The sequence below is a fragment of the Grimontia sp. SpTr1 genome (assembly GCF_947387585.1).
Lineage (GTDB): Bacteria > Pseudomonadota > Gammaproteobacteria > Enterobacterales > Vibrionaceae > Enterovibrio > Enterovibrio indicus.
Genome location: NZ_CANDOD010000006.1, coordinates 54,537 through 67,914 on the forward strand (window position 1 = coordinate 54,537; position 13,378 = coordinate 67,914).

Genomic DNA, 13,378 nt, shown 5'->3' on the forward strand with positions numbered 1-13,378 from the left:
CGGCTTGTTCGTATTCGCTCAGTAGCAAATACTGAGAGTACCCTCTTCTCTTATTCACCGAATGCATAAAGGTTTATGGCAGGAAAGATCCCACGCTCATTCATTGATGATCTGCTAGCACGACTCGATATTGTCGAGCTAATAGACGCGCGGGTGAAACTTAAAAAGCAAGGCAAAAACTACGGTGCCTGCTGTCCTTTCCATAACGAAAAAACCCCGTCTTTCTCCGTCAGCCAAGAGAAACAGTTCTATCATTGTTTTGGTTGTGGTGCGCACGGCAATGCCATCGACTTCGTCATGGAGTTCGATCGCCTTGAATTTGTCGAAGCCATCGAAGAACTAGCGTCTTCGCTCGGTCTAGATGTACCAAGAGAACAATCCGGCGGTGGAGCCCCAAAAGGGCCTTATGCACGTAGCGATCAGAAACGCGACCTCTACCAGATGATGGGCCAAATCGCCCAGTTCTATCAGGGTGGGCTGCGTAATGAAGCGGGTAAAATAGCGATTGATTACCTTAAAGGCCGTGGCCTTTCCGGTGAAATCGTACAGAAGTTTGGGATTGGCTACGTCGCTGACGAATGGGATCAGGTGCGTTCACGCTTTGGCCGTGACAACACCAGCCAGCAGGCACTGGTATCAACCGGTATGCTGATCGAAAACGACAACGGACGCCGTTACGACCGCTTCCGTGGCCGTGTGATGTTCCCTATTCGTGACCGTCGTGGACGTGTTATCGGTTTTGGTGGCCGCGTGATTGGCGATGGCACACCGAAATACCTCAACTCACCGGAAACCCCGATATTCCACAAAGGACGTGAGTTGTATGGCCTGTACGAAGTGCTACAGGCACACCGCGAGCCCAAGCAATTACTCGTTGTTGAAGGTTACATGGACGTGGTCGCCCTAGGACAATTTGGCATTGATTATGCCGTTGCATCACTGGGTACAGCTACCACCGCAGAACATATGCAAACCATGTTCCGCCAGACCTCCAACGTGATTTGCTGCTACGACGGTGACCGCGCAGGACGTGACGCCGCATGGCGTGCGATGGAGCAGGCACTCCCCCATTTGGTAGATGGTCGCCAGCTCAAATTCATGTTCCTGCCAGACGGTGAAGACCCGGATTCCATGGTTCGACAGGAAGGCAAAGAAGGCTTTGAACAGCGCCTTGCGGGTGCCATGTCACTGTCAGAATTTCTGTTTAACACCTTGATGGAACAGGTCGACACCAGCAGTCAGGAAGGTAAAGCCAAGCTCACCACTTTGGCGGTGCCACTGATTGATAAAGTGCCGGGCGGCACACTTCGTCTCTACCTACGTAACATTTTGGGCCAGAAGCTAGGTCTACCTGATGAGCAACAACTCGAAAAGCTCATCAGCCGACAGGGTCAGACGCAAAAACGTCAACCTTTGCCGGAGATGAAACGCACGCCGATGCGCGAAGTGATAACCCTGTTATTGCAGAACCCAGGGTTTGTAGAAAACGTACCGCCACTTGATGGTGTGGAAGAGCTCGGGATCCCCGGCTTAAATTTATTCACCACCATGCTTGAACTTTGCCGATCCCGTCCCAATATTACGACAGGACAGCTGCTGGAACATTGGCGCGGCACAGAACAAGAAGCATTGTTAGCCAAATTGGCAAGTTGGGAACTACCTATCAACGAAAACAATGTATTAGATGTATTTTTAGACTCACTGGACAAAATTCTGGATCAGTGTGTCAAACAACAAATAGCCAAGTTGCAAGCTAAATCGAATACCGTCGGCTTATCAGTCGAAGAGAAGCGGGAGTTGCAGTTGTTAATCCTCAACCGGCCCGACTAGAAACTAGCCAGCATACTTGTATTTTGCTAAAATTGGCAGTTTGCGTTTCCGCATACTAAATTCTTCACTCAGACCCGAAGTTGGATATCGTCTATGGATCAAAATCCGCAGTCACAGCTAAAGTTGCTTGTCGCAAAAGGTAAGGAACAAGGCTATCTAACCTATGCAGAAGTAAATGACCACCTACCGGAAGACATTGTCGATTCTGATCAGATAGAAGACATCATTCAGATGATCAACGACATGGGCATTCAGGTGGTGGAAACAGCGCCAGATGCCGATGAGCTGATGATGTCTGAAACTGTCGCGGACGAAGATGCCGTCGAAGCAGCAGCAGCAGCACTTTCTAGCGTTGAATCTGAAATAGGTCGTACAACTGACCCAGTGCGCATGTACATGCGTGAAATGGGTACAGTAGAACTGCTTACCCGCGAAGGCGAAATCGACATCGCCAAACGCATCGAAGATGGTATTAACCAAGTACAGGTATCGGTTGCCGAATACCCTGGCTCCATCTCATCACTGCTCGATCAGTTTGACAAAGTAGAAGCAGAAGAGCTTCGCCTGACAGACATCATTTCTGGCTTCGTAGACCCGAACCAGGAAGACATCGCACCTACCGCCACCCACATCGGTTCAGAGCTCACCGAAGAGCAACTGGAAGATGAGGACGATGACGGCGACGACGATGATGATGACGAGGAAGAAGAAGACACTGGCATCGACCCAGAGCTAGCACGCGAAAAGTTTAACGACTTGCGTCTGGCTTACGAAGGCATGCAGCTGTCAATCCAGAAAAACGGCCGCTTCCACGAAGACACTGCAGGCGCAATCGCCGAGCTGTCAGAAGTGTTCAAGCAATTCCGTCTGGTACCAAAACAATTCGACCGCCTGGTTAACGAAATGCGCGACACAATGGATCGCGTACGCACACAAGAACGCATCGTGATGCGCCTGTGTGTAGACCAAGCGAAAATGCCGAAGAAAACCTTTGTACAACTGTTCAGCGGCAACGAATCATCAGACAGCTGGCTGGATGAAGCACTGGCTTCAGAAAAGCCATACGTCGATCGCCTGAAGCAGTACGAAGAAGATCTTCGTCGTTGCGTACAGAAGCTGAAAATCGTTGAAGACGAAACCGGCCTTTCTGTAGAGCGCGTTAAAGACATCAGCCGTCGCATGTCAATCGGTGAAGCGAAAGCACGCCGTGCGAAGAAAGAAATGGTTGAAGCGAACTTGCGTCTGGTTATTTCTATCGCCAAGAAATACACCAACCGTGGCCTGCAATTCCTGGATCTGATTCAGGAAGGTAACATCGGCCTGATGAAAGCAGTAGACAAGTTCGAATACCGTCGTGGTTACAAGTTCTCGACTTACGCAACATGGTGGATCCGTCAGGCAATCACCCGTTCAATCGCAGACCAGGCACGTACTATCCGTATCCCTGTTCACATGATTGAAACCATCAACAAACTGAACCGTATCTCACGTCAGATGCTTCAGGAGATGGGTCGTGAGCCGCTGCCAGAAGAATTGGCAGAGCGCATGCAAATGCCAGAAGACAAGATCCGCAAAGTGCTGAAGATCGCCAAAGAGCCAATCTCCATGGAAACCCCAATTGGTGACGATGAAGATTCACATCTGGGCGACTTTATCGAGGATACCACCCTCGAGCTGCCAATGGATTCCGCGACCATGAACAACCTCAAGATGGCAACCAGCGAGGTATTGGCTGGCCTGACACCACGTGAGGCAAAAGTTCTGCGTATGCGTTTCGGTATCGACATGAATACCGACCACACGCTGGAAGAAGTGGGCAAACAGTTTGACGTAACGCGTGAGCGTATCCGTCAGATTGAAGCGAAAGCACTGCGTAAACTGCGTCACCCAAGCCGCTCAGAAGTTCTGCGCAGCTTCCTGGACGAATAATCCAAGACGCATTTAAAGCAATATTGGAAAGGCGAGCACTGCTCGCCTTTTTCATTTCTGCGATTTGAACTAAGTGGCTAAAAAGCATACTGAATAGGGTGTGGTTGCGTCTAGACACCCCTGCTCCCACCCCTTATAATCAACCCCCTATACGGCCCCTTAGCTCAGTGGTTAGAGCAGTCGACTCATAATCGATTGGTCCGCAGTTCAAGTCTGCGAGGGGCCACCAAATTTAAAGGCCTGAGAGGTTAGTAACCACTCAGGCCTTTTACTTTTCAGCTTCTGTGTAGCATATATGTAGCAGATTTTTGCCCTACTTTTCCTAAAGTCTTCGTTTACTCCAACTAAACCCGCTTTCAGTTTTAATAGATTTGTCGATAGACCCTCAGAATCAATCAACAATATGACTAAAATCTCATATCATTCAGATATGATATGCAGAAGTTGTCATACAAGGTTTATCGAGTGGCTGATTTCGACTTTTACAAACAAGCTCAAAAATACTTTCAAATGCATCCGGCTATAGTTTTGGGCAGCGGCGCATCAGCTGCATTTAAACTATCAGGGATGGGTGCTCTCGCTACACACTTAGTCAGTTCAATACAAGCGGATGATGAGAGTGAGCTAAAAGCATGGGAAGCTTTTAAATCAGCTCTAATGTCTGGCAAAGATTTAGAGTCAGCCCTACATGAAGTTCGGCTTTCAGAGAACCTTACAAAGCAGGTTGTAGTGCGAACTTGGGAACTTTTAAACCCTGAAGACAAACAGGTCTTTTATAATTCCCTCACCCAAAATGATTTCTTCCCACTATCAAAACTAATCAGCGGCTTATTTCGAAGCGCTATCAATCAGATAGATATTGTAACAACCAACTACGACAGACTTGCCGAATATGCCGCTGAACAAGCGGGTTTCCACCACTACACAGGATTCACTCATGGTTACAGGCGGCTCCAAGCACCACCTGACGCTGTTAAAACCACGAGAATAGTAAATATCCTGAAAGTGCATGGTAGTTTGGATTGGTTCTCATCGCCTCTTGGTGATGTTATCGGGCTAAACCAAATTGATGAGATACCTCCCAATCATCAACCTCAAATCGTCACACCCGGAATAGAGAAGTATTCGCTTACCTACAAAGAACCATTTCGTAGCATCATCCAACTCGCTGATGCTGCCATACGAAAGAACAATTCTTATCTATGCGTAGGCTTTGGCTTCAACGACATACATATTCAGGAAAAGCTCATCGAGCGCTGCAAAAGACATGACGCGGCTATTACCCTTATCACTTGGGAGCTAAGTCCAGCATCCAGAAAGTTTCTTCTTTCAGGCGAAGTTAAGAATTTTATTGCTATAGAGCGCGGTGTCAGTGACGAACAATCAATCATTTATAGCTCAGAGCTAGATTCTCCAATGACGGTAGACGGTGATTATTGGAGCTTGTCTGGGTATCTAAATTTAGTTATGTAGAGAGTCAAATGACATGCCATTGTTCAATTACAAAGACGAGCAAGCGCTCGGTAAAGTAGCCTCCGTTGATACTATGACTGTAATCGTTGAGGTTGCAGATGCTTCACTACTCAAAAGACTACAGGTCAACCGATTAGCGGTATTGCAAAGTGCTAAGCCCGGACAACATTTAATCGGCCTAATATCACAAGTGACACGAAAAAAACTATTTGAACTAGATGATTCTAATGAGTCAGAAGAAGCGATAAACGAGCAAAACCTTTGCAAAATTGCTCTCATTGGAACCCTATTAGACCGAGACGGAAGAAATAGTGATGTATTCAGGAGAACTCTGGAAAGCGTACCTGAAATAGATGCGAACTGTTTCGCTTTAGAAGGTGAGGAACTTACCAATTTCATGAGAGTTGTATCAAAAGCTTCTGCTGATGGCAACTCACTGACTCTTGGGAAATATGCTCTAGATGACAATGCAATAGCTTATTTGAATGGTAATAAGTTCTTCCAAAGACATGCGTTCATTGGTGGCAGCACGGGTTCTGGAAAATCTTGGACTACTGCAAAAATCATTGAGCAGATGGCGAATTTGCCTTATTCAAACGCCATCGTGTTTGATCTACACGGTGAGTATTCACCATTAGAACAGCAAAGAATCAAGCACTTTAAAGTTGCAGGCCCAAGCGACATAGAAGCAAAAAAAACAATTCATGATGGTGTGGTTTACCTTCCTTACTGGCTTCTATCCTATGAAGCTCTAGTTTCTCTATTTGTTGATCGTTCTGATCAAAATGCGCCTAACCAAGCAATGATCATGTCACGTGAAATAAACTCAGCAAAAAGAAAATTGCTAGAGTCTAATGAATGCTCCGAAGTGCTGGATAGCTTTACCGTAGATAGCCCAGTCCCTTTTGACATTACAGATCTACTTGCTGCACTGAACGATATCAATGCTGAAATGGTTCCTGGTAGTGGAGGGAAGCTCAAGCAGGGTGAGTTTTATGGCAAGCTGGCTAGATTGATCGCTAGACTGGAAAATAAAGTAACAGACAGACGACTAGGTTTCTTATTCCAAGGTAGTGGCGATACCCTACAAATGGAATGGCTAGACGAACTAGCAAATTCACTTACAGGGTGTGGTAACGAGAACGAAGGCAATGGCATTAAGGTCATCGACTTCTCTGAAGTGCCCTCTGATATTCTTCCCCTCATAATCTCAATGGTGGCTCGCCTTGTGTTCTCTTTGCAGCAATGGACATTGAGCGAACAGAGACACCCCATTGCTCTTCTATGCGATGAGGCCCACCTTTATATGCCACAGAAGAACGTAGCCGGTGCGGCTGACGACATCTCCATAGATATTTTTGAAAGAATAGCCAAAGAAGGCCGAAAGTATGGAGTCAGCCTTGTGGTGATTAGTCAAAGGCCTTCGGAGGTGAACAAAACCATGATAAGCCAATGCAGCAATTTTGTTGCGATGAGGCTTACCAATGCTGATGACCAGTCCGTTATTAAGAAGCTTCTCCCAGATAGCCTCGGAGGATTTAGCGATATTTTGCCGACCTTAGATACTGGTGAGGCCTTGGTTGTTGGAGATGCTAGTCTGTTGCCTAGCAGGATAAGAATAGATGAGCCAACTCATAAGCCAAACAGCGGTACAGTCGATTTTTGGGATGAATGGCAAGCCGACACAACAGCCACTAGAGTTTCTAGTGCTGTGAGTAACTGGCGTAAGCAAAGTATAAACAAATAGACCTAAAATACAGTTATTCACAGAACTCCAAGTAAAAGCGCATCTGTCCCTAGGACAGATGCCATTCATTGGTTCGGGTGATAATGGTTTTGCCACCCGTTGAGATGCCTTTCAGTACCTTCAAAAGCTCCTCTTCGCTATACATCGAGGTTTTCACAACGCCTGTTGCCGTATCAACGGCTAACTCATAATGCGGCGCGATAGCCTGTTCAGTGCGTTTACAGAACACACCGCCCATTAAGTCGGTGAACGTTTTCCAACAGCCTTTATCCGCGGCCTCATGGATTTCTGTCACCAACTTGCTTTCACCCATCATGGCCTTTAAACGACGCAATTCGCGCCAAACAGTCACCGAACAGCCGCCAAGTTGCTGGAACTGGCGAATGCTCCAACAAGCCGCCCATGCATCCACCCTCGCCGCTGCGCATTTTGGGTCTTCACCGTAAACACCTGCTTCAAGGTTCTCACCATCAATGTTTTTAGAGATGTATTTAGCGATATAACCCGTTGCTGAGCCCTTATTAGGGTCTATCTTCACTTCGGTGAAACGGTGCTTATCTGCGCCGTTCTCGTCGCCATCTTCACGCATCGCGTACTCACGCATAATGTTTATCAAGGTGTCATAGTGGCGAGGCTCAACAAACAGCAATAAGTGCCAATGCGGCGTGCCGTCATGTTGTGGTTCTACGACGCGAAAACCATAGAAACGCACGTCTTCTCGCTGCAACTTGGCACGAACCAGTTTCCAATTCTCGTTCAAATAGGTTTGGGCTTCTGCTGGCGTGTAGCCTTGCCATTTAGGGTTATCATCACCCGTCGCTGCATAGCTTCGGTGATACTTTGATGGGCAAGTAATAGTGAGGAAGGTGGCAACATGGCCTAGCTCGTTGGCGAGCTCTTCAAAGCCACGCGCACGAACCATCAACTCGGTTTTGCGGATTTTCGGGTCTGATACGCCCTTTTGTGAAAGCTCCAACAGGCTAAAGCTTTGACCGTGTTGATTGGTCATAACGGTATTTGAAAGATATTCCGTTTGATGGAATTTTTGCGCTGCCCTGGCGGTGAGCGTTTCATCTGAGCAATAGATAGCTTTACAGCGATTCACTTCCCCAAGATGGCGCATGGTGGTTTCTATGTTCGCTCGCAACGCCCTGCGAAGTTTACGCAGCCACCAAGACTTATCCGACATACGCTTTAGACGCCCTTCGAGAGTGTATTTTTTCTCTTCTGGCGGAGTGATTCCATAGCTTCGGCAAAGTGCGGTCAGTGAAGAAAGCGTTTCTTGCTCGTTACCCATCATGGCTCGATGAATGGACAACACAGCATCAACCAGATTTTCGGCCTCTTCTCGAAGTTCATCTTCTGACATGCTGAGACTAAGCGTTTCAGGGGAAACGGTAAGCTTTGCCGTTAGGCCATCAACCAATTCACGAAGGTCTGTATTTCTAACCTGCTTGTTTGAGATTGTCTTGTAACGAGCGAATAGAATCTTTTGTGCTTTGGCGGGCAATAAGGAAAGGCGCTCTTTTACGAAAGCCCTGTCATCCCAATCAATTTTCGCCAGTTCGCTTTCAGGAATGGCTAACATCTAACGCCCTCCCTGCATCAGTAAGTTCGTAGCGAAGCCAAGAGATTCCGTAGTATTGAACCTGTCTTTTAGTCAGAATCCCTTCCCGTTGAAGTTTGAGAATCGTCCGGTGCATCACTCGAATACCGAAACCCTCAGAGCAAGCGTAGCGGCCTTCGATACATGGCTTACTTGAATTGCACAACTCGAACCAATGCCCTTTTTGAAGCGCTCCGATAACGTCTCGAAGGTGTTTGTTTAACTTAGGCTTCTTGGCGTTAAGCATGATCACCTCCATCACAGACAAGGTGAGTTTGCTTGCGGTGGCTATCAAGCCATTGGTCGAGGTCTTCTTTCAGGTAACGGACGGCGCGACCGATTTTAATAAAAGGCGGCGCTTCGGTGCGGTTCTGGCGGTGGCCTTCCATACGTGATTGACGCAGAAAGGAACGGCTCATGCCGATATAGGCGGAAGTTTCTTGCTCTGTGTATGCGCGTTTCTTGTTGTTTTCTAAATGCATTTCGATATCTCTGGTTGAAATTTAAGAGATACCGTAAATGCGAAATGTCAGGTATGACGGTAAGTATGATGATAGGTATTACGCCAGCTATGATGAGGCGGTATTCCTTCTTTTCCTTCTTCTGGAAACAAGGTTTTTAAACGGTTCATACGATGTAGTTTCAGGGTCTTGCGAGCTTACCCGCCGAACGTGGTAAATGATTCGTTCATCATCGTCCACTTCATCTATGGCAAAATCCACATCGAATACCCTCTCATCAGAATCGGAACTCACCTCTTCTGATAGCAAAGCCCAAATTTGGTCACTTTGTGCATTCGGATAAGCATCAAAGATCCGATCGACGATTTCGTTCAATGGGTATTTGTTTATCGATGGCAGTACGTTTTCTTTCAGTTTGGATGTTTTGCTTTCTGTCTCTAGACGTTTAGTTTCATTTTGCATGTTTATGATGGCTTTTGAATCAACCATCAGTTGCCTTTGACCAATAACAATTGCCTTTGCTTCTAGTTCTTTGTCAGGTGAGAAGAATGCTTTCTGCGCCGCCTCAAGGTCAAAACTACCATTTTTGTTAAACTCCCGCGCCATCTCTAGGTAGCTATCACTCCAAGCCCCTTTTTCCCCAATGCTGGGATACGCCCAAAATGGTTTTGCTGAAATAGGCTCATGAGGCCGAACCTTCTCAAATAGACGCACTCTCGCTTTTGGAAAGTCATTATCAAAGCGGCGTGGGTCAACTACCTTTTCAGGCTCCAAGACCAAACAGCTACTTACGGACAATGATTCAGAGAGATTAAGGGCTTGAGAGTCCCTCAAAGTCAGCCCAACCAAGCCTTTATAACCGAACAGTTGACCGAGTGTAGACCTAATAGGTTTGTTATCGCCTAACAACGCGCCCATTGTTTTTTCATCAATCAATGCGCAGTAGGTAAGTTTTCCTTCATCAACTGCATTTAGCAGGTCGCCCTTTGTTGGGGAAGTAGTATCGGTGAATTCATCGATACGGTAGAAACGTCTTTTTTGCATCCTTGCCTTATTCCCGGCCTTTAGGTTTGCTAACCAAACAAACCGAACCTTTAGGTTACCCGTTTCGGTTAGAAGCCTAGTGTTTATGCGGCTTCGTCGGTTAAGAAGCCGAACGATTGTTTTTGACCAAAAGAGGTAGCCTAAAGGTTTATCTAACCGAAGTGGGTCGGCTAAATCCCCTTGTTGGTTCGGTAAAGAGGTCAGCTTCCAAGCCAACATCACTATGGGTTAGGTTAAGGCATATTTAAAAGCAAGGTAACTTTCTGGCAAGCGATCTGGCTCGTATTTTGTTTACGTTACAAAACCTCTAATAGCTACGACAATAAAAAACAGAGGAATCCAAAACCCAAAAATACAACGGTTTATCATAATTTTATTTGCAATTCTGAAAACTCCTCCCTCAGAAGTTCCACTTCCCACTCATATCGACTGAGGCAAAATAAAAATTGGACGCAAATCACCAAAAAGTATAGAAAAACAAACATTCAGACTATAAAATACTAAAATCAAAAAAATAGAGAATAAAATAATGAATCTTTGCTACATATGGACAGAAAAATACAGAGGCTTTGATGATCTATCTTTGTCATTATCTAGTAAATTTAATTTTTCGTATGACCCAAACAAAAAAAAAGTAACCAAGATCAAAAATGAAAAAGTCATTGATGGATTATTCCACAAAAGAATTACAGAGGTTACTGCAATTGTAGGTAAAAACGGAACAGGTAAAAGCAATTGCCTTGAGCTCATATGCACAATTCTTCAAGGCTCCCGAAAGAAAATGAATTCTAGATTTTTGGCCGTTATAAAAGATAATGAAAATTTCATAATTCATACTAATGAAACTGAAGCGGAAAAAATAACAGCAAATTTTAAATTTCAGCACTCCAATGATAACGGAAGGATAAAAGGTTTAAACACAATCTTCTTTTCAAACATATATGATAATAGAAAATATGATTTTAGTGGTGATGTCATTCATGCTAGTGCTAATAACGGATACGGATATAGCAGGAGAATAAACAGAAACTCAGACCTTTTCTCAACACAAATTAATCTCATCGAAAAACATGGAGAGACTATAAGAAATGAAGTTGAGATAGAAATACCAAAAAAAATCATTATTGATATTTCTCATCAATTTAAACGCGCAATAAATTCGCATAACATTCATAGCGAAATGGCTAGAAGTATAAGAAAAAGAATAAATGACATAGTTAACATTGAGAATAAATTCACATGCTCACTAAGAACAATATTATTAATTGAGCTAATTGAGTTAGTGCAGAGAGTAAGTAATGACCTATTTGGATTTAATGGTGATATTCACTACTCTCTTAGAGAAAAACTAAAGCCAGAAGAAAAAGAGCCAACTGATAGCTACTTAAAAAGAGCGACAAGTGAAGTGCTTGAAACAATTAAATTTGAATGGATGAAGAGTATAACACCACATTTAATTCAAAAAGATGAGTTTACAGAGCACAAGAACAAAATAGAAGCAGTAGAGTTCATTCTAAGTAAAATAGAAACATTAAATATAGCTCAAATTGAGTCTGAGTATAAAAATCCAAATATTTCATCCTACGAGATGACTTTTAATGAAGAAACAATAAAACTTGCCAAATTACTAAGTGTCATATTTCAAGGGAGCAGGTATATAAGGTTAAATTGGTCAGGAATAAGCTCGGGCTCTAGAGCTTATCTTACTCTCTTTGCTGTTCTAAATGAAAAACTGAGCGGTACAAGAAATGACACTCTAATTTGTATAGATGAAGGTGATCTATATCTTCATCCAGCTTGGCAGATTGACTTTCTAAAGAACATGAATACCCTCCTGCCAAAGTTTTACAACTCCAAGCTACAAATAATTTTAACTTCACACTCTCCATTTTTACTTACTGACCTTCCGCGAGAAAACGTAATAATATTAAAGAAGGGTGAGGTTATATATGACAATGAAAATGAAAATGAAAAATTTAGGACATTTGGTGCAAACATATACGACTTATATAATGAAGCATTCTTTTTGAATAAAAAGAGGTATGGTTCACTAGCTCATGAGCATATAAGTAATGCTATAAATACTCTGTCTAAAGAAAAGATATCAGAAAACGAAATCAATGAAATTAAAAATCTAGTTGACATCATAGGAGATAAGCTTTTAAGAAATCAATTAAAAAGGATGCTAGTTAGATGATTAAGTTCTCAGATAGCATTAGAACGTTAAATCCAGATTTATATTTAGAAAGTAAGGCTGATGAATTCTGGAATATTCTTAACCCAAGGAAGGGTGATAACGAGCTAAGTGTTCACTCAATCCAAAGCAGATTACAAAAGCTATTGGAAGAATATAAAAACAGAGAAAATAGTGTTCTAGAAGATACTCAACAGAACCAACGTGAGTTGAAATATTTAGAATATCTCTCAGAGAATAATTCAGAAAAACTAGAATCGATAATAAAATCCAAACCCAATGAACTTGTTAACTTTATTGATGAAGCCTATGAAATATTAGAGGAATCCGATCTATTTACTATAAATAATGGTATTTTAAAATCAACAGAGTTTGGAGACATTCTAATTAATAGAGTTTTCAACTATACCACTTTCAGAAGTAGTGCTAAGTGTATACATTTCTATAAAAGCCTTCAGCTTGAGGGTAAACAATGCTTCTATTGTAATGATTCAGAACTAGAGATAATATCTAAAGAAATACCAACAGATGAAAATAAACATTGTAATTCAGACGGAAAGCTGCTTTTTGATCTAGATCATTTCTATCTAAAGTCAAAGTATCCCTTTCTAGCGCTATCATTCTTCAACTTAATACCTTGTTGTGGAACGTGTAATTCTAGATTTCGATCAACTAAAGATTTTATTATTTCAACTCATATAAATCCATATTTACATTCATTTGACCAGCACTATGTTTTCGAGTTCGATGATGCAGAAATAGCAACATCTCTTAACTCAAGTAAATCCGATTTAGAAACTATTAAATTAAACATTAAGAGAACCTCAGATAGGCCTCAAGATAAAACTGCCCAAGATCTAGAGCTTGAAAACCGCTATCGACATAAGAAAAAACACATTAATGATATACTCGATACTATAATCTACTATCAAGATAGGGGATTGGATGAAATAATGGAACACTTATGTGGTATCAACGAACAGCATATACCTAGATGTAGGTCAAAAATATTGGATGTAAGCAAGTCAAAATTAAGCCTAGACTTTCTAGCTCTAACCATACCACTTCTTGAAGATTAAGCCGCCAAAGTTGGC

At 43.4% G+C, this 13,378-nt stretch carries 8 protein-coding genes, 1 tRNA gene and 1 pseudogene; 7 read left to right on the top strand and 3 right to left on the bottom strand.

Annotated features, from left to right (window positions below; translation table 11 throughout):
* The first annotated feature begins 75 nt into the window (after window positions 1-75).
* The 5 genes and pseudogenes from dnaG to QL223_RS10915 all read left to right on the top strand — a co-directional run bounded on the left by dnaG (window position 76) and on the right by QL223_RS10915 (window position 6,979).
* Window positions 76-1,830, top strand: coding sequence for a DNA primase (dnaG, locus tag QL223_RS10895; RefSeq protein ID WP_002537658.1), 1,755 nt, complete (start codon window positions 76-78; stop codon window positions 1,828-1,830).
* Between the two features lie 63 nt (window positions 1,831-1,893).
* A pseudogene (gene rpoD / locus QL223_RS10900) lies at window positions 1,894-3,759 on the top strand (RNA polymerase sigma factor RpoD); the annotation flags it as partial.
* A gap of 153 nt (window positions 3,760-3,912) precedes the next feature.
* A tRNA-Ile gene (locus QL223_RS10905) sits at window positions 3,913-3,988 on the top strand.
* 236 nt (window positions 3,989-4,224) lie between these two features.
* Window positions 4,225-5,232, top strand: a complete 1,008-nt coding sequence (locus QL223_RS10910; RefSeq protein WP_281544752.1) for an SIR2 family protein — start codon at window positions 4,225-4,227, stop codon at window positions 5,230-5,232.
* A 13-nt stretch (window positions 5,233-5,245) separates the two neighbouring features.
* Window positions 5,246-6,979, top strand: a complete 1,734-nt coding sequence (locus QL223_RS10915) for an ATP-binding protein (protein WP_281544753.1) — start codon at window positions 5,246-5,248, stop codon at window positions 6,977-6,979.
* 49 nt (window positions 6,980-7,028) lie between these two features.
* Here QL223_RS10915 and QL223_RS10920 read toward each other — a convergent pair whose 3' ends face one another.
* The 3 genes from QL223_RS10920 to QL223_RS10930 form a co-directional block, all read right to left on the bottom strand.
* Entirely contained in the window at window positions 7,029-8,567 is a 1,539-nt protein-coding gene (locus tag QL223_RS10920) for a replication endonuclease (RefSeq protein WP_281544754.1), read from the bottom strand.
* Window positions 8,568-8,824: 257 nt separating this feature from the next.
* A complete protein-coding gene (locus QL223_RS10925; RefSeq protein ID WP_281544755.1) occupies window positions 8,825-9,067 on the bottom strand; it encodes a helix-turn-helix domain-containing protein in 243 nt (80 codons plus the stop codon).
* An 87-nt stretch (window positions 9,068-9,154) separates the two neighbouring features.
* Window positions 9,155-10,090 carry a hypothetical protein gene (locus QL223_RS10930; protein WP_281544756.1) on the bottom strand — a complete coding sequence of 312 codons (936 nt, stop codon included), beginning with the start codon at window positions 10,088-10,090 and terminating at the stop codon, window positions 9,155-9,157.
* 529 nt (window positions 10,091-10,619) lie between these two features.
* Here QL223_RS10930 and QL223_RS10935 point away from each other — a divergent pair.
* Complete coding sequence (locus tag QL223_RS10935) at window positions 10,620-12,287, top strand: AAA family ATPase (protein WP_281544757.1); 1,668 nt, start codon at window positions 10,620-10,622, stop codon at window positions 12,285-12,287.
* Window positions 12,284-13,363, top strand: coding sequence for a hypothetical protein (locus tag QL223_RS10940; protein ID WP_281544758.1), 1,080 nt, complete (start codon window positions 12,284-12,286; stop codon window positions 13,361-13,363). Before QL223_RS10935 ends, QL223_RS10940 begins: the two co-directional genes overlap by 4 nt.
* Window positions 13,364-13,378 lie beyond the last annotated feature (15 nt).